Here is an 18,807-nt window from a genome sequence, read left to right on the forward strand (position 1 = left end):
TCCTCATGACGGGAATGGCTCACTGTGCGTAGGCAGCGGCAGGCATCGGGCGGGAACGGCAGGGCCGGGGACCACGGCCGGGGAGCCGTCGGCCGGGACACGGCCCCGGCCGCCAGGAACGGCGCGGAGGTCACAGCGCCGCACCCGGCGTTGCCGACGACCGGCCCGGGGATGACTCCGCAGGCGCTGCTGGCCCTGCAGCGGGACGCGGGCAACGCGGCGACCGCGCGCGCACTGCGTGGACGGCTCCCGGCCGCCGAGGGCGCGGCGGGCGCCACACGTGCGCCGAGGACCGCCCCTGCCGTACTGCCCACCCTTGAGGAACTGCCCGAGAGCAGTGCCGCCACCCGGCTGCCCACGGTGCTTCCCGCGGTCGATGAGGCGGTGGAGGAGTCCGAGGAAGGCTCGGAGAACGCCCGGCCGCGCGCCGCCACCACGACGCGCCCCCGTCGGGCGGGCACGCGTCGGCCGGTCCCCCGGCCGACCGGCAGCGGGGCCGGCTCCTCCCATCCGCCGCTCGGACTGCCGCCGTACCTGCGGGAGTTACGGGCGGCGGGGCTCTCCACGGCGTACGGGCTCACCGGGCACGAGTTCGTGTCCACCGCCCTCGGGACGGTCGTCGGACGGTCCGACGGGACGGTGGCCGAGATAGGCGAGGAACTGGCCGGTCGGCCGGAGACGTTCTACGGCCAGGGCCGCTCCTTCGCCGTCGAGGGCCCGGAGGGCAAGGGCTGGTACGACGTCACCGTCACCATCTCCCGGGACGGCACCGACCTGCCCGAGACCTTCGTCTCCCCCGAGGCCGTGAAGGCTCAGGCCGCGGCCGCGCAACAGGCCAAGGTCATGGCCGCGTTGCTGGCCGAGTCGGAGGCCGCCATGGGCAAGGGGAAGGGAAAGGCGCGAGCCGACGATCACGACGGCGGCACCGGCACCGAGGTCGCCCCCCGGCAGGCCGCCCAGGACGCGCGGATGGCCGAGGGCGCCAACACCAAGGTGGACACCCAGCACAACACCTCGGGCGTGGTGAGCCACTCCTCGGGCGGTTCGTCCAGCAAGGGTGTCAACTTCATGGCGTTCGGGCTGGCGCCGGTCGTCCCGGGCGTCTGGCTCGGCGGGGCGGTCATGGCCAACGCGCAGCCGTTCCAGTCCTCCACCGACTCCCGTGTGCAGAAGACCATGTCCGAACCGCGGGTGCTGCGCAGCGACAAGGGGTCCGTCGAGATGCGGCGCCAGGTGCGCTACGGCGTACGGGTCAAGGCCCAGGACGAGGGGCGCGGCGGCCGGGCGCAGACGTTCAGCGGCGCCGGGTCCCTCATGATGCGGGTGCCCACCGAACACCTGGTGCCGGTCACCGCCGAGGCACCCGCACGGCCGCGCCCCCTCAGCGCAGGGACCGCCCGCAGCGTACGGCTCGCGGACTCGCTGGCCCCGGTCGCCCTGGACGACGCCGCGGCCCCCCATCCGGGCGGCGGCGGCCTGTTCGACACGGTCCGCTCCGTGCTGCACCCCTCCCTGACCTCCCGCGGTGCGCCCGGGCGGGCCCGGCTCCACGACGCCACCTCCGCCACGACCGTCCTGGAGGACCTGCCCCGGCTGCTGGGCGGCTGGGTGATCGGGGAGGATCTCGTCTCCAAGGACGGCAGTGCCACGGGTACCTACCGGATGCGCGCCGACCTCACCGCCCTGTCGCCCGCCTGGACGACCGGCAAGACCCAACTGCGCACGCACCAGCAGGCACAGCACTCGGTGTCCCACACGGCGGCCAAGGGCCGAGGGGGGACCTTCGGCGCGGGCCCGGCGGCGGGGTTCGGCGTGCTGGGCAACGCCGCCGCGGTGCGCGCGACGGTCATGCCCACGGCCGGCGCGCGCAAAGCGCGGTTCACGGTGGCCGAACAGACGGTGTCGAGCCGTCAGGGCGCCGAGGTCAGAGGCGACAAGGTGCTCTACCTCGGCAAGGTGCGGTTCAGCGTCGAGGGCACCGGACCGCTCTCCCCCGCCGTGAAGGTGCGCTCCGGGACCCGCACGGCCCGGCACTCGATGGATGTGTGGGTCAGTCTGCGCGCCGACGAGGCCCGTTCGCTGGGCCTCGAACTGCCCGAAGGCGTCACGGCGGGCCCCATGATCAGGGAGCCGGGAACGGACGCGGACGGGAAGAAGCTCGACCGGCGGCCGGGGGACGACTCACGGGACGGCGCCGGGTCGTCGGCCGGTCCGGCCAACGAGCGCCATCTGCCGTTCGGGGCCATGGGGTCGAGTGTGGCGATCAGCCAGCTGGACATCGCTCCCCTGCTCTCCGGCATCGAGCGGCTCTTCGCCACCGATCAGCGACTCGCGGGCTATCTTCCCGCGTTCGGCGCGGCGGCGGGGACCGAGATGAGCCGCGAGGAGGGCGAGGTGCAGCGGCGCAACTACCGCGAGCTGATCACCGTACTCTCGGAGACCAACCTGCGGGTCAACAAGGACCAGCTGCTCTCCTCCGGGATCCGGGTCCGGATGCGGCGCAAGAGCCGGTGGCACGCGCACGACGTGCAGATCAAGGTCGTCGGCGCCCTGCGCGAGACGGGCTACCAGGGGGAGACGAAGGACTGGCTGGTGCGCAGCCACAGCGGCGTCACCAGCAACTCGCAGAGCGGGCGGTCCAGTTCACGGTCGATCGGCGGACTGGCGCTCGGCCAGTTCCGGCTGATCCCCGGTGCGCTGTCCGCCACGGTGCGCGGCGAGCGGACCCGGCAGAGCACCCGGCGCAACCAGGCGGGTCCGGGGACACGCTCCGACGTGCTCACCAACGGCGGTGAGAACACCAGTGCGTTCGGCGGCGCCCTGCGCCTGGACGTGGACGTCACCATGACGACACGGGAGCGGACCGCCAGACGTGCCCTCACCCCGGGCATGCCGGGGCGGGACGCACCCGACGCCGTGCACATCGCCTCGACCGCGGACACCGAGGCGCTCGACCTGGCCGAGCAGGACGTACGGCTGCTCACCCCGACCGCGTTCACCCTGGACACCGCCGGGAAGGACCGCCTGACGGCCAGGACCCGCAGGCGCACCGCCGGACTGGCGCCGCCGCAGCGGCAGTTCAACGCGTCGGGCATCGGCGATCTGTCGACCATGGCGCCGCGCTCGATCGCGGGCCGGGCGGTCCGGGACTGGACGCTGGTGGAGACCGTCGGAGGCGGCGGACCGGTCCGGGACCTGGCCTTCGAGCTCCTGTCGCGGGCCGCGAGCCGCAACCGGGAACTGCGGGAGGACCTCGCGCTGCAGACAGAGGGCCTCGCGCCGCGGCTGGCGATCGAGGAACGCTTCAGCCCGCAGGCCATCACCTCGGCGCTGCGCCAGGCGGTGTCCTCCGGGTGGGTGGTGAAGAACCTGCAGTACCCCCGTAGGCTCCACGCGCTCAACGGCGCGATCGGTACCCGGTTCGCCCTCACCAACCCGGAGGTGGTGGCCGAGGGCACCGGGGCGGGTACCGAGACGTTCCTGCTCGGCGGCCACCAGATGACCGGGCAGGAGGGCAGCGGTACCTCCACGACCGTGCAGGGCGGCGCCCTCGGATCGGAGAACGGCGCCGGCTGGCGGCTGGGCGAGGGCGTGTCGGCCGGGCGGAGCCTGGGCCGGAGCGCGGCGACGGCGACGACGCTGGGCGGCACCGTCGAACGCAACGCCCACACTCCGCGCACCCGGCCCCTCTACCTGGTCCACTGCGATCTGGTGGTCCGGATGGTCAGCGAGGTCAAGGTCACGGGAGGCGGCCCGTACGTCGCGAAGGGCGAGCGGACGCTGCCCGCCGCGGCCGCCGTCTGGCTCACCCAGGAACAGTTGGCGGCGGCGGGCCTGCGCGTTCCCGGGGCCGCCGGGCAGACGTCCTCGCAGGAGGAGTCCGCACGCCTGGGCGCGGAGCCCAAGGGCCCGGAGTCCAAGCGCAAGGAGTCCAAGGGCAAGGGGAAGGCCACCCAGGAGCAGACCGAGACGTCCCCGAGCGGGGAGTCGTCGAGCACGACCGCCCCGGCGGCGCCCACCCTCGCCCAGGAGCTGCCGCTCGGCTTCGGCATGATCGAGGAACTGCCCGACTTCGTTCCCCTGCTCGAGCGGCTGCGCGCCGACGTCGGGCGGCGTGACCGGTCTCTCGCCGACGAACTGCTGCCGAAGCAGCAACTGGCCGATCCGCACGACAACATGCAGCGACTGCTGCGCGTCCTGGACCGGGACGGCTCGGCCGGACTGCTCTCGGGGGCCATGGACGGCGGGGTGCCCGTCGAACTCTTCCGCGGCCGCAACACACCGTACTGGGCCGTGTTCCGCGTACGCCGCACCCGGCAGGGCACGTCCGAGGGCGAGGCGAAGGACGGCCGCGACATGGAGTACATCACCTCGGCCGCCACGCAGCGGGCGGACACCCGCGAGAAGAGCGACACGCGGACCGTCGAGGGGGTCGTGGCCGGTGCGGGCAAGCCGGAGGGCGGCGGTGGTCCGCTCAAGAGCGTCGGCGGCTCCGGCGGGCTCGGCGTCGGCATCAGCGATGTCACGAAGTCGGCCACCGTGGGGCGGGGTCAGCTCGGCATGAAGACCGTCGCCGAGGCCTCCGCCCGTTCCGTCAGAATGCGGGTGCCGATCGAGGCGACCCTCGAACTGCACTCGTCCCGTGGGCGGGTGGGCCTCGCCACCCTCGGCGGCCAGTCCCTGGTCCACCGCATTCTGGTCAAGGACCTCGAGGCACTGTCCCGGCTGCGGCCGGTGCCGCGCGCGGAGGCGGGACAGGCGTTCCTGCGGCAGGACGACGCCGAAGCGAGCCGGCTGGGGCCCTGGCACGGCCGCGGGGTGAGCCTGCCGATGGAGGCGCAGGTCAACGGGTTCCGCGGCGCTCCCGAGATCCGCCGGGTGATCGACGACGCGGTACGGGCCGCGCACGGCGGGGAGCGCTACCGCAGGACGGGCGACGCGGCGGCGTACGCGCAGCGCGAGGCGGTGTCCACCGAGTGGCTGATCTCCGCCCTGCCACTGCTCACCGCGGCGGGGGTCGACCTGCCCGTCGTGCACGCCTCCGGGGCGCAGGGGCAGGATCTGCGGACCTCACTGCACGCCCGGCTGCGCTCCGGCCGCGTGCTGGGCGTCGGCGACAAGATGACCTTCGAGACGGTGGCGCAGAGCGCCCTGGACGCGCCCCGGCCCACGGGTACGGACCACCAGCAGGCGGTGGAGCACAACAAGTCGGTACGGGGCCTGGGCGGCGCCGGTGTGCTCAACGCGGACGAGTTCCGGATGAACCAGCTCCTCGGCAACGTCGACCAGGTCGGCGGCGCCACCGACGCCTCGGCCCACGGGTCCGGCTCGATGCCTCTGCACAAGCCCAAGTCCGAGGCGACGCTGGTGCAGTTCACCCTGGACGTGCGGGTGGTGGCCCGGGTGAGCAACCGGGGCCGCTCCGGCGCCCCCTCCGTCGCCGTACGGGACTTCACCGTCCCCACTCCGGTGGTCGTGCGGATCCCGGCGCCCGTGGCCCGCCGTATGCTCCAGGACCCGTCCAACCACACCAAGCTCCACGACCCGGACGGCCGCCTCACGTCCTGATGCGGGGGCGTGTCAGCCGCCCGGCTCCTCCAGCGGCTCCGCCGGCCGCTCGCCGATCACCGCGGTGAGCTCCGTCCTGCGGCGGATGCCCAGCTTGCGGTAGGCACTGGTCAGATGGGTCTCGACGGTGCGTCGGGCCAGGTGCAGGAGTTCGGCTATCTCGGCGTTCGTCCGCCCGTCGGCCGCGAGGGCGGCGATCCGGCGTTCACTGCCGGTCAGCGCCTCCCATCCGGTGAGCGCGGTCGCCGAGCCGCGGGAGCGGCCTTCGGGGAGAACCTCCTCGGCCAGCGCCCGCATCCGTACCGCGCCCAGCCGTTCGGCGTGCTCGGCCGCCTCGCGCAGCGCGTCGCGGGCCCGGCTCCGGTCCCCCGCCGCGACGAGCTGACGCCCCTGTCCGATCAGGGCGGGGATCAGCTCGGTCTGCGCGGAGGCGTCCCGCAGGATGCGCACGGCACGTTCGGCGAGTTCCAGACCGCGACGGCCTCCGGTCGCGGTGGCGAGCCCGCGCAGCGCCCGGCCCACCAGCCGGGGGGTGTCCCACACCTGGGCGAGCCGCAGTTCTTCACGGGCCAGCGTGAGGGCCTCCTGCGGGCGGCCCAGCGCGCTGCGGCACTCGGCCGCCGCGGTCCGCCAGGGGGTGACCACGGGGCTCACCACGTCCCGTGCCGTCTGCCGGCGGCCGCATTCCAGGAAGTCGTCCAGCGCGCCGGCGTGATCCCCCTGCGCGGACCGCAACACGCCCCGCGCGTAGAGGAATCGGTTGAGTTCCCAGGAGTCGTGCGCGTCGCCCAGGGCGAAGCTGTCCGCGAGACGGGCCGCCTCTTCGGTGCGGCCCGTCTCGACCAGGGCGATCACGGCGTGTCCGTGCGCGTTGGCCGGGTAGGGCCGGCGGCGGGTGGCTTCGGTGACCTGCCAGGCCGCCCGTTCGGCGAGCAGATCGGCGTACTGTCCACGCGTCGCGGCGATGTCCGCCCGTACGTTGAGCAGCGCCAGGTGCATGGGGTGCAACAGGGACGGGCTCTGCCGGTCCAGTCCCCGGCGTACCAGCCCCTCGGCCTCCGCCAGTTCGTCGGCCCATTGCGCGACGGCGGCGGCCGTACCCAGCAGGAAGGGTTCGGCGAGCGCGTCGACCGGTTCGTCCAGCAGGGCGTGCATCCGTTTCATGGCCGTGGCGGCGGAGATCAGTCCGGCCGTCGCGTCGTAGCGGACCAGAAGGGCCTGACCTGCCGTTCCGACCAGGTCCGGGGACCGCTCGGCGGCACCGTGCAGCCAGCGGTACGCCTCCTGACGGATGCCCTGGTCATGGTCCGACAGCAGCGCCGAGGCGGTCTGCAGCAGCCGTGTCAGGTCCGGATGGCCGGTCAGTTGCTCGTCCAGGTCGCGCAGGATGTCCATCGCGGCGCGCGCCTTGCCGCGCCGGGCCAGTACGGTGCCCAGGGCCACGGCCGCCCGTACCCGGTCGTGCGGCATGCCCGGCAGCCGGGTCGCCTCGGTCAGCCGGGGTATCCCGGCCGAGGAGCGGGCGGCGGCGAACTCCAGGGAGCCCAGCTCGGTGAGGACCATGGTCCGGCGGGCGGGCGTCAGCGGTTCGTCCAGCGCACGACGCAGATACGACACGGCGTCGTCGGGTCTGTCGTCCCGCACCGCCACGGACGCGGCGTCCTGCAGCGCCACGGTGGCCCAGGCCGCGCCCACGGCCGGGGTCCGCAGCAGTTGTCCGGCCACCGCTTCGGCGCGGTCGCCACGGCCCAGCATCACTTCGGCCGCCGTACGGTGGGCCGCCTGCCGCCGGACGGTGGGCCAGCCGCTGAGCACCGCGTCCCGCAGCAGCGGGTGGGCGAAGCGCGGCCGTCCGTCGGGATCGGGCCGCAGCAGGCCGAGGCGGGTCATGGCGGTCAGCCAGCCGGGTACCCGGGCGGGGTCCGCGCCGGCCGTCTCGGCGAGCAGTCCGGTGAACTCCTCCGCGTGGCCCTCCTCCCACACGTCCGCATCGAGCGCCGCGAGAGCGCGGGCCACCCTCGCCGTCGCCTCTCCGGCGCTGTCCAGCCACCAGGAGACGGCGGCCGGATAGGCGCCCGGGTAGAGGGCGGCACAGGTGTCGGGCACGCTCCTCGGGGGCGCGCCGTCCGGTTCCTGTGCGCGGAGGTCCTCGAGCAGGGCGCGCAGCAGCAGGGGGCTGCCCGCGCCGGCCCGGACGCAGTCGTCCACCCAGGCGGGCGTGGCGGCGCCGACCTCCGAACGGACCAGCTGCGCCGCCGCGTTCGCGCTCAGCGGGGCGAGCGTGTGGGTGCGCACCAGGGTGGGCGAGAGCGCGTGCGCCAGACCGGCGGACGGTGGGTCGATGTCGTACTGGCTGCGCTCGGTCGCCACCAGGAGGACGGGCAGTGCGTCGATCCGCCGGGCGGCGTCGACGAGCCAGCGGCGGGAGGGTTGGTCGGCGCAGTGGACGTCGTCCACGGCCAGCAGCAGTGGGGCGTCGGCGGCGTGGGAGCGCAGCCGCCTCCACAGGTGTTCGGCGTATGACCAGTGCTGCGGATTGTCGTCGAACATGTCCGGAAACAGCTTGGTTCCGGTGTCGAATTCGCCGCCCGATGACAGAAGTTGGCGGACCGCCGCGAACTCCCCGGCCTCGCCGTCGGGCGAGCAGCGGGTCCGCAGCACCCGCATGCCGCGGGCCGCCGCCCGCTCGGTGACGGCCTCCAGGAGGGCGGTGCGCCCCGTGCCGGTGGCCCCTTTGAGCAGCACCAGACGGCCGGACCCGGCGCAGGCGAGGTCCGCCTCGGTGGCCACCAGCTCGAGTGCCTCCCGTCGTTCACGCAGCGCCTCGGTCTCGCCCATCGATGTCTCCTGTCGGGGACTTTTCATGATCCATCTCGTGGTACGTCTCGTGGTCCTCCACGATTGCGCGAGGCACGCCAAGCACAGAAGTCTGGGACCAACCCTTCGGCCACTGGCGACACAGGGGCTACCAGCACGTGGATTTGGGAGAAGCGGTTGCGCAGTTCATTACGGACCACTGACGCAGGCGTGTCACAGCGGCCCGCCGACACCGGCGCGGTGGATTCCGGAAACCGCATACCGGTGGTGGTCCAGGCACCCGACCCGATATCCCGGGCCGGGGTGCGCAGCCAGTTGGCGCAGCACCCGGTGATCGACCTCCTCGACAGCGCGGAGGCCGGGCCCGGCACCGTGGCCGTCCTGGTGAACGAGGGACCGGACGAGACCACGCTGTCCCGGCTGCGCCGACTCGTACGCAGCGACGGGGCGCGTGCCGTGCTGGTGGTGAACGCGATCCGCGAGGCCGAGCTGCTCGACGTCATCGAGTGCGGTGTCGGGGCCATCGTCTGGCGCCACGAGGCCAGTGCGCACCGGTTGGTGCAGGCCGTGCTCGCGGCCGCGCGGGGCGACGGGGATCTGCCGGCGGATCTGCTGGGACGCCTCATCACTCAGGTGGGCTCGCTCCAGCGCACCGCTTCCGGCCAGACCGGAGTTCCGCTCTCCGGCCTGGTGCCGCGCGAGATCGATGTGCTGAGGCTCGTCGCCGAGGGACTGGACACCGGAGAGATAGCGAGCAAGCTCTCCTACTCCGAACGTACCGTCAAGAACGTGATGCACGGGCTGACCACCCGGCTCCATCTGCGCAATCGCGCCCACGCCGTGGCCTATGCGCTCAGGGAAGGCTACATCTGAGGCGGACGTTCGTTCGCACGGGGCCCCTCGAGCGGGTCACCGGGCGGATCACAGCAGACGGGTACAGAGCGGGTACTCAGCCGGCCCACGGCTGGTACGCGGCAGAACGTGACGGCACGGCGGGAGCACGACGGTGATTCACGAGGTGGACGAGGTCCTCAAAGGGCTGCTCAGGAGCGGTGCGCTGGCCGGTTCCGGTATCGAGGTCGCCTTCGACGCGCCGAGCCGCGAGTGGGCCGCCCGCCGCAACGCGCCCGCCATCAACGCCTACTTGTACGACATCCGCGAGGACGTGCGGCGCCGTGAGCGCGGCGCCATGGCCGTGCGGGACGAACGTGGGATCGTGCTGCGCCGCCGCCAGCCGCCGCGCTGGTTCAGGCTGTCGTATCTCGTGACGGCCTGGACCAAGCAGCCGCAGGACGAACACCGCCTGCTGTCCGCGGTGTTGGCGACGCTGCTCCCCCACGAGATCCTGCCCCCGCACGCACTGCCCGACGCGCTGGCCGCACTGGGCCTTTCCGTGCCGCTCTCGGTGGCGAATCTGCACACCGAGTCCCGGTCCCTCGCGGAGATCTGGTCCGCGCTCGGCGGTGAGCTGAAGCCGTCGCTGGATCTGGTGGTGACCGCGCCGTTCCCGTCGTTCCCGGAGTACGACGCCGGGCCGCCGGTCACAGAGGGCGCCGGTGTGCGCGTACGCGGGATGGACGGAACCCTGGAGGGCTCGCCCGAACGGCGGCACCGGGCACGGCACTTGGCGTCCACGACCGCGGCCGACACGGCAGCGGGTACGGAGCTCCCGGCCGGGGACCGCCCGGTCGCGGAGGATCGAAACGGAGAGAAGCGAGCGAAGTGACCCCGCACGTCCCGGCGTCGGCCGCCACCGACACCTCGTCGTCCACCGACGACACTTCACCCGCCACCGCCTTCGAGGGATCGGCCGACGCGCTCCTGGTCCGGCTGTCCCGGCTCCGCGAGCGGGTGGCGTTGCTGGTCGAACACCGCAGCGCGACCGATCCCACCGCGGCCGATCCGCTGCGCGGCCTGTATCTGTCCGAGGACGCGGTACGGCATCTGCTGGAGCCCGCCGGTGCGGACCCCGCCCCCGAGAGCTGGGTCCCCGAGCGGGGCGACCGGCTGGATCTGCTGGCCGGGCGGCTCGGGCTGACCGAGCTGGACGTCCGGATCCTGCTCATCGCGCTGGCCCCGGACCTCGACCGCACCTTCGAGCCGCTGTACGGCTACCTCAACGACGATGTCAGCCGCCGCCGGGCCACCACCGGGCTCGCGCTCGACCTGTGCGGACTTCCGGCACACCGTGCCGAGGCACGGGCCCGGTTCCATCCCTCGGCTGCGCTGGCCGTGCTCGGCCTGATCGTCGTCGAGGAACCCGAACGCCCTTTTCTGAGCAGGTCGTTGCGCGTACCCGACCGGCTGATCGCGCACCTGTTGGGCGACGAGACCCTGGACGCCGCACTGACCGGCCGTGTCCACCGGCTCCGGGCGCCCGTGCGGGGCGAGCAGTACGACGAGGTCTTCCTGCGCAGGCTCACCGGCCGGCTGGCGGCCGCCCCGCTCACCGTCTATCTGCGCGAGCACCGGGCGGGAGACGGTCTCGCCTGTGCCGCGGGCGCGCTGCGCGACGCTTCGGGGCAGGAGGCGCTCCACTTCGCTCCGGACAGGACCGCCGGGCAGGAGCCGATCGCCGAGCTGCTGCGCGAGGCCCGGCTGCGTGACTGCGCGATCGTCGTGTCGCCGCTGCCGGAGGACCCCGCCCCGCTGATGCGGGCGCTGGCGGTGGACGACGTGTCCGTGCTGTTCACCGATCCGCGTCCGTACGACCCGCACTGGTGCGACCATCGCGATCCGCTCGTCCTGGACGCGCCCCGGCTGCGCTCCGGAGCCGTGGACGCGTGGGCGGTGGCGCTCGGCACCGGGGGCGACACCGAGACTTCCGCTCATGTCGCACCCGTACCGGAGCCCGCCCCCGGCTTCGACCTCGCCCCGGTGGTCGCGCCGTACCGGCTCGGCGGCGACCGGATCCAGCGCGCCGCCCGTGCCGCGCAGCGCCTCGCCGTGTTCGAGGGTACCGAGCTGACCCCCGCTCATCTGCGGCTGGCCGCCCGGCAGCAGTCCGCCTCCGGGCTGGAGCGGCACGCCCGCCGGATCCGTCCGGACGTCGGCTGGGAGGATCTCGTCCTGCCCGACAAACCGCTGGTGCAACTGCACGAGCTGGCGTTGCGCGCCCGCCACCGTGACCAGGTGCTCGGCGACTGGCGGCTGAGCGCGGGCGGCGGGCGGGGCCGGGGCGTCCTCGGCCTCTTCGCGGGTGATTCCGGCACCGGCAAGACCCTGTCCGCGGAGGTCGTCGCCGCCGAACTCGGCCTCGACCTCTACGTCGTGCAGCTCTCCTCGATCGTCGACAAGTACGTCGGCGAGACGGAGAAGAACCTGGAACGCATCTTCACGGAGGCGGACCGCACCGACGCCGTGCTCCTCTTCGACGAGGCGGACTCCGTGTTCGGCAAGCGGTCCGAGGTCAAGGACTCCCACGACAGGTACGCCAACATGGAGAGCTCCTATCTGCTCCAGCGGCTGGAGTCCTTCGACGGCATCGCGCTGCTCACGACCAATCTGCGCGCCAACATCGACGAGGCGTTCACCCGCCGTCTCGACCTCGTGATCGACTTCCCGTTCCCGGACGCCGACCAGCGGCTGGCCCTGTGGCAACACGCCCTGACCCATGTGCCGTGCGCCGAGGACTGCGATCCGCGGGCCGTCGCCCGGGACTTCGAGCTGGCCGGTGGTTCGATCCGCAGCGCCGTGGTCACGGCCGCCTACGGCGCCGCCGGCCGCGGTGCGCCGGTCGACACGGCCGACCTCCTGGAGGGTGCGCGCCGCGAGTACCGCAAGGCGGGCCGGCTGGTGCCGGGCGAGGGTGCCTGGTAGCTGCTCGCGCGCACGACCCTGCCCGGCCGACGACTGTCGGCCGGGCAGGGTCGCTTCACACGGTGAACTTGACGGCCTCGAGCCAGAGCAGGTTGCTCAGGGTCCCGCCGAAGATGTAGTTGTCCCCGCCGGGCTCGTCGCAGGCCAGGCCGTGCCAGCCCTCGTTGTGGACGTGCGTGGTCTGGCAGACGACGCTCTTGCTCTCGCCGACGTTCATGGCGAAGCCCAGCATGTACGGGTCGTCCTTCTTGGTGCTGCCGATGTAGAGATCGGCGCCGTCGACCACGCCCTTCCACGGCCCGTTGTAGTGCCCCTTGCCATCGGTCGACTGGGGGTAGTAGACGAAGGCGGTGGCAGCCGTGCCGTCGGTGTCGGACGTGGCGAGGTTGAGGGACTTGATCGGGCGGTCCTCTCCCACCGTGCCGGCCATGGCGCCGTCGCACACCGGTTTGGTCCAGCCCTTGTCCGTCAGATAGGCCCGGTAGCAGATGTGCCGTCCGGGGTCCTGCGCGGCCAGTTGCGTGACGGCGGTCGCCGCCGTGTCCTCCTGCGGTTTGGCCGACTCCTTCGGCTTGGTCTCGGACGAACCTCCGCCGCCCCCGCCGGAACCGCTCGCGGCCTGTGTCTCGGGCGCGGAGGGCACGACCGGGGCCTCGGCGCTGGGTGAGGGAGGCGTGAGTGGCGCCGCGGAGGTCGAGGGGCTGGGCGGGAGCGTGCTGATGCCGGCTTCCTGGAGCTTCTCCGTGGCGGACGTGTGCACTTGGGGCTTGTACGCGATCCACAGCATCACGAACGTGATCGCGAGCGCCATGAACACACCCAAAAACGTGGCGAGCCAACGCGGCAGGAACCCGCGCTGCACATACGTACCCTCCACCGGCTGCGGCCCCGTACCCGAACGCTGAATCGCCAGCGTGTACGGCCGCTGCTCCTTCGACCCGAACCAGATGATCTGCCGCGGCTTCAACGTCGCCTTCACGAACGCCGCCCGACCCGGCTCGATCTGCACATTGCTGGGATGAATGTCGTACGACAGATGATCGCCGTTGTCACTGCCACTGACCGACGCCGTCAGCCTCGTATTGCCCAGATTGTCGACCGCCAGCTTCGGCCGCCCCCGAAAACGCCCCTTCACCGTCGGCGGCACCAACTCCGCCCGCACCTCCGTGAACGGCGTGATCGTCAGATTCCCCTCAGGAACCGTCGTCGCCTCCGGATGCTCCGTCGGCGTGATCCGCACCGCAAACGGATTCGGACCCGCCACCGCGTCCGGAGAACGAGGTGGCGCAAACGTCAACTCCACCGTCCCCGTCGTCCCCGGATAAAGCCGCAGCGTCTGCGGCTCCACCACCGTCCACGGCGCCACATCACCCACCGGCTCGAACCGGTACTCATCCACCACATCACCGGTATTACGCAACCGCAACCGCACCTTGGTGCTGCCACCGGGATCCACAGTGCTGGAGGCAGGCTCCAGCGAAGTCCAAAGGCTCACCCGACGACGCTATGGCCGGGCGTCGCTCCCGTCAGCAAGCGTCGGGGCACGACGGCTGCCCAAAGAGCTGCGGCGCACTGCCCTTTGTGGGTCAGGACGGGTGGACGATGTCCCACTCCTGGTCGTCGGTTTTGCTGCAGTAGTAGATCGTGAGTGGGGTGTCGTTGCCGCCGGTGCTGAAGCCGGCGACGTCCAGGCACAGGTGGTTGCTGGAGTAGTTGCGGATCCAGTAGTGGCCGTCGTCCTGCTTGTCGAGCCACCACAGCTGGTTGTCGGCGGTCGTGCCGTCACACGGGAACTCGGACACCTTGGTCTGCGCGGGCTTGGCGCCGTAGTCGGGCAGGTCCATGCACAACTGGTCCTTGACGTTGCGGATCTGGAAGAGGTCCGACTTCTCGGGACCGCTGCCCTTCTCGCGCACTTCGAGGTTCCAGAGCTGGTTGTCATGGGTGGTGCCGTCGCAGGTGAACTCCCTGACCGGGCCGTTCACCGAACCCTTGTCGTAGCCCGGGATGTCGGCACACTTCTTGGTCGTGGGGTTCCTGAGCACGATGTTGCTCGCGGGCAGCGGCCCGGTCGCCGTCTTCTTCGTCGCCTTGGGACTGGCCACCGCTCCGCCGCCGCCCCCTCCACCACCGTTCTCGGGCGTCTGCTGTGGCTGGGACGGAGCCGCCGGGACGTCCGCCGGCGCGGAACTCGGCGCCTGCGACAAGGTCGGGGTGGGTGCCGGGAGCGTGCTGATGCCGGCTTCCTGGAGCTTCTCCGTGGCGGACGTGTGCACTTGGGGCTTGTACGCGATCCACAGCATCACGAACGTGATCGCGAGCGCCATGAACACACCCAAAAACGTGGCGAGCCAACGCGGCAGGAACCCGCGCTGCACATACGTACCCTCCACCGGCTGCGGCCCCGTACCCGAACGCTGAATCGCCAGCGTGTACGGCCGCTGCTCCTTCGACCCGAACCAGATGATCTGCCGCGGCTTCAACGTCGCCTTCACGAACGCCGCCCGACCCGGCTCGATCTGCACATTGCTGGGATGAATGTCGTACGACAGATGATCGCCGTTGTCACTGCCACTGACCGACGCCGTCAGCCTCGTATTGCCCAGATTGTCGACCGCCAGCTTCGGCCGCCCCCGAAAACGCCCCTTCACCGTCGGCGGCACCAACTCCGCCCGCACCTCCGTGAACGGCGTGATCGTCAGATTCCCCTCAGGAACCGTCGTCGCCTCCGGATGCTCCGTCGGCGTGATCCGCACCGCAAACGGATTCGGACCCGCCACCGCGTCCGGAGAACGAGGTGGCGCAAACGTCAACTCCACCGTCCCCGTCGTCCCCGGATAAAGCCGCAGCGTCTGCGGCTCCACCACCGTCCACGGCGCCACATCACCCACCGGCTCGAACCGGTACTCATCCACCACATCACCGGTATTACGCAACCGCAACCGCACCTTGGTGCTGCCACCGGGATCCACAGTGCTGGAGGCAGGCTCCAGCGAAGTCCAAAGGCTCACCCGACGACGCTATGAGGACGACCGGCTCCGGTCAGGAGACCAGAGGGCAGATTCGCTGCCCGGAAGTCCCCTGCCACGGCACCCGGACGGAGCGCCAGACGCCACGCGGACCACTCCGTGGCCCTTTCGGGCACGGGGTCTGCTCCCGAACAGGTCCCCCGTGACCTTGCGGGCCGGGCGGAGGACGCTCGCATCATTCTTCTGGTGAGTTGTGTGACCGTGCGCTCGGCGGACCACACTCGGACGGCCGAGGAGGCAGATGGTGCAGGAACGCCAGACAGACCAGCAGCAGGCCCGAAAAGGTGGGCCTGCCGATCGGGCGGCTGCACGGCGGACGGACGGGGCCGCGAGCGTGGGCCCGGGACCTGGACCCGCCCTGCTCCCCGGCGGCGGATTCTCCCCGTCGGCCGTGACCGCGCTCCAGCGCACCGCGGGCAACGCGGCGGTCGCCGGACTGCTGGCCCGGGAGGCTCACGAACACGGCCCGGCGTGCGGGCACTCCGCACCGGTGCAGCGTTCGGCGGTCCATGACGTCCTGCGCAGCACGGGAAGCCCACTCGAGACCGGGGTCCGGACAGAGATGGAGGCCCGTCTCGGCGCCGACTTCTCCGACGTACGCCTGCACACGGACACCGTGGCGCAGCGTTCCGCGGCCGAGATCGGCGCCCATGCGTACACCTCCGGCAGCCATGTGGTCATCGGCCCCGGCGGCGCCGACAAGCACACGCTCGCTCATGAACTGACGCATGTGGTCCAGCAGCGGCAGGGCCCCGTGGCGGGTACCGACAACGGCACCGGGCTGCACATGTCCGACCCCGGGGACAGCTTCGAGCAGGCGGCCGAGGCCAATGCGAAACGCGTCATGTCCGGGCCGGTCCCACTGGAGAACCGGCCGGTGTCCACCGGTGCGGTCGAGGCGCCTCCAGTACAGCGCGCCGCACTGCCGATCCAGCGGGCCCGCATGGCCAGCGGGAACATCGCGTTCACCAACGTGGCCAACAAATACCCGGAGTACTTCGGCAAGGCCCAGCGCGTTCTTCAGTTGCTGTCGGAGCACAAGCTCATCAAGGACTATCTCCGCGGCCGCCCGTGCGACATCGTCCTGGAGAAGCGGATCACGGACACTCCGGCCGAGGTCAAGGACAACGGGGACAAGGGCGTCAAGGTCATTCTCGCCGCGTACTACTTCGAGAACTACGACATCGGTTACATCGTCGGAATGCTCTCCCACGAGTTCGGCATACATCCTCTCGCGGAGGCAAAGCCTCAACTCCTCGACGAGGAGCAGCATTTGAAGGGGATGCCCTTCCCCGTGCCGGGTCTCGAGGAACAGCCCAAGTTCATGAACTCGGCCGAGGCCAAGCAGGCCGACCACGTGCTCGGCGTGATTCCCCAGGGCCCCCGCTACGGGGTCTACAAGGCGGTCACCACGGAAATGGCGGAACGTCTGCTTCAGGACGTGAAGGACCAGGTGGACGGCGCCAAGCAACAGGACGTGACCGACCTTCTGGACTGTTTCCTGATGGATGTCGCCTCCATGGCGGCGACGAATGACAACCGGCTCCTCGGAGCGCCCCCGAAGAGCGGATCGGAGGCGGTCCGCAAAGACATCGCACAGGTCTACAACCGCTACCGGGCCCTGCTGTCGGCCGACTTCCCCGAAGACTCGCCGATCAAGCCGCTCTTCCCTCCGGAGAAAACCCCGGAGGTCGTCAAGCAGGACTTCCTGACGCTCGCCTCGCGCATCGCGAAGGGCGCCGCCTGGGCGTGGAGCATCAGCAACTAGGACGGCGGAGCGCAACCCGTACGACAGAGGAGTGTGCGCCGGTCCTCGAGTGCCCAAGACCCCTCCACCCGCGCAATCCCCCTCCCGAATTGCCCCTGGGGGCAACACGGCTGCCCCCGACCCGGCACCCCAGGACGTTTCGGGGGGCGCGCTTCGCGCGTGAGGGTGAGTGACGTCCCATCTCGTACCCCGAGGAGAGCAGAGCATGCCGTCCTACCTGTCGCCGGGCGTCTACGTCGAGGAGGTGGCCAGCGGCTCGCGTCCGATCGAGGGCGTGGGCACCTCGGTGGCGGCCTTCGTCGGTCTTGCCCCGATCGGCCCCCTGCACGAGCCGACGCTGGTGACCAACTGGACGCAGTACGTGGCGGCCTTCGGTGAGTTCACCGACGGGTACTACCTCGCGCACTCCGTCTACGGTTTCTTCAACAACGGCGGCAGCGCCGCCTATGTCGTCCGGGTCGGCGGAACGCCCGGCGGCGCATCGGGCGACTCCGCGGCCCCCGCCGCGGTGACCGGCTCCGGCGCGCAGGCCGCGCTGCCGCCGGGCGAGCCGAAGCAGCTCGGCACGTTCTCGGTGAGCGCCGTCGCGGGCGGCTCGCTGAGCGTCGAGGTCGCCGACCCCGAGGGCGAGGGCCCGGCCGAGCGGTTCAAGCTGATCGTCAAGGACGGCGACAAGGTCGCCGAGACCTTCGACGTGACCGCCAAGAAGGGCGGTCGCAACTACGTGGTCACCCAGGTGAAGGAGCGCTCGAAGCTCATCGCCGTGCAGGAGGCCGCGCCCGCCGCCCAGCTGGCCCGCCCCGACAACCAGACGGTGGCGCTCGCCGCCCCGTCCGCCTCCTCCCCCGCCGTCCCGGCCACCACGGACGGCGGCCACCCCGGCCCCGCCCAGTACCTCGGCGACTCCGCCGACCGCACCGGCTTCGGTGGCCTGGAGGCCGTGGACGAGGTCTCGATGGTCGCCGTCCCCGACCTGATGGCCGCCTACCAGCGCGGCGCCATCGACCTGGAGGCCGTCAAGGCCGTCCAGCTCGGTCTGATCGCGCACTGCGAGCTGATGGGCGACCGGGTCGCCGTCATCGACCCGCCGCCGGGCCTCAACGCCCGTCAGATCCGGGTGTGGCGCCAGGAGACGGCCGGCTACGACTCCAAGTACGCCGCCCTCTACTACCCCTGGGTCAAGGCCTTCGACCCGGCCTCCGGCCAGTCCCGGCTGATCCCGCCGAGCGGCCACGTCGCCGGCATCTGGGCCCGCAACGACTCCGAGCGCGGTGTGCACAAGGCGCCCGCCAACGAGGTCGTACGAGGAGCGGTGGACCTGGAGCTCCAGATCACCCGTGGCGAGCAGGACCTGCTCAACCCCATCGGCGTCAACTGCATCCGCGCCTTCCCCGGCCGCGGCATCCGCGTCTGGGGCGCCCGCACCATGTCCTCCGACCCGGCCTGGCGCTACCTCAACATCCGCCGGTACTTCAACTACCTGGAGGAGTCGATCCTGATCGGCACCCAGTGGGTGGTGTTCGAGCCGAACGACCACGCCCTGTGGGCCCGGATCCGGCGCAATGTCTCCGCCTTCCTGGTCAATGAGTGGCGCAACGGCGCCCTCTTCGGCTCGCGGCCTGAGGAGGCGTACTACGTCAAGTGTGACGAGGAGACCAACCCGCCGGAGTCGGTCGACCTCGGCCGCGTCATCTGCGAGATCGGCATCGCGCCGGTCAAGCCCGCCGAGTTCGTGATCTTCCGGCTGGCCCAGTTCTCCAGCGGCAGCGGTGAGTTGGAGGAGTAGTACCGCCCTCTCGGCCATCG

General features: G+C 71.6%; 9 protein-coding genes. 6 read left to right on the forward strand and 3 right to left on the reverse strand.

The features are described 5' to 3' along the window. Positions 1-24: 24 nt before the first annotated feature. The gene (locus ACIRA5_RS20345) at positions 25-5,568 is read left to right on the forward strand and encodes a hypothetical protein (protein ID WP_403692506.1); all 5,544 of its coding nucleotides are present in this window, start codon (positions 25-27) and stop codon (positions 5,566-5,568) included. Between the two features lie 12 nt (positions 5,569-5,580). Here the strand turns inward: ACIRA5_RS20345 and ACIRA5_RS20350 are convergent, their stop codons facing one another. Further along, entirely contained in the window at positions 5,581-8,406 is a 2,826-nt protein-coding gene (locus ACIRA5_RS20350) for a LuxR C-terminal-related transcriptional regulator (protein ID WP_403692507.1), read from the reverse strand. A gap of 189 nt (positions 8,407-8,595) precedes the next feature. On the opposite strand from ACIRA5_RS20350, the gene ACIRA5_RS20355 reads away from it, so the two are divergent. The 3 genes from ACIRA5_RS20355 (at position 8,596) to ACIRA5_RS20365 (ending at position 12,204) form a co-directional block, all read left to right on the forward strand. After that, positions 8,596-9,258, forward strand: a complete 663-nt coding sequence (locus ACIRA5_RS20355; protein WP_095856661.1) for a response regulator transcription factor — start codon at positions 8,596-8,598, stop codon at positions 9,256-9,258. A 133-nt stretch (positions 9,259-9,391) separates the two neighbouring features. Then, entirely contained in the window at positions 9,392-10,111 is a 720-nt protein-coding gene (locus tag ACIRA5_RS20360) for a DUF4255 domain-containing protein (protein WP_143606978.1), read from the forward strand. Beyond that, positions 10,108-12,204: an ATP-binding protein gene (locus ACIRA5_RS20365; RefSeq protein ID WP_403692509.1), complete on the forward strand. Its 2,097-nt coding sequence runs from the start codon at positions 10,108-10,110 to the stop codon at positions 12,202-12,204. The genes ACIRA5_RS20360 and ACIRA5_RS20365 overlap by 4 nt, the downstream gene beginning before the upstream one ends. 55 nt (positions 12,205-12,259) lie before the next feature. On the opposite strand, the gene ACIRA5_RS20370 is transcribed toward ACIRA5_RS20365, so the two are convergent. Together ACIRA5_RS20370 and ACIRA5_RS20375 are read right to left on the reverse strand one after the other, a co-directional pair. Continuing rightward, complete coding sequence (locus tag ACIRA5_RS20370) at positions 12,260-13,699, reverse strand: hydrolase (RefSeq protein ID WP_403692511.1); 1,440 nt, start codon at positions 13,697-13,699, stop codon at positions 12,260-12,262. Between the two features lie 91 nt (positions 13,700-13,790). Further along, the gene (locus tag ACIRA5_RS20375) at positions 13,791-15,215 is read right to left on the reverse strand and encodes an RICIN domain-containing protein (protein WP_403692514.1); all 1,425 of its coding nucleotides are present in this window, start codon (positions 15,213-15,215) and stop codon (positions 13,791-13,793) included. 352 nt (positions 15,216-15,567) lie between these two features. Here ACIRA5_RS20375 and ACIRA5_RS20380 point away from each other — a divergent pair, with 352 nt between their 5' ends. After that, positions 15,568-17,001, forward strand: coding sequence for a DUF4157 domain-containing protein (locus ACIRA5_RS20380; protein ID WP_403692516.1), 1,434 nt, complete (start codon positions 15,568-15,570; stop codon positions 16,999-17,001). A gap of 205 nt (positions 17,002-17,206) precedes the next feature. Further along, positions 17,207-18,787 carry a phage tail sheath subtilisin-like domain-containing protein gene (locus ACIRA5_RS20385; RefSeq protein ID WP_403692519.1) on the forward strand — a complete coding sequence of 527 codons (1,581 nt, stop codon included), beginning with the start codon at positions 17,207-17,209 and terminating at the stop codon, positions 18,785-18,787. Positions 18,788-18,807 lie beyond the last annotated feature (20 nt).

This window comes from Streptomyces sp. NPDC096311 (assembly GCF_044763085.1).
GTDB lineage: Bacteria > Actinomycetota > Actinomycetes > Streptomycetales > Streptomycetaceae > Streptomyces.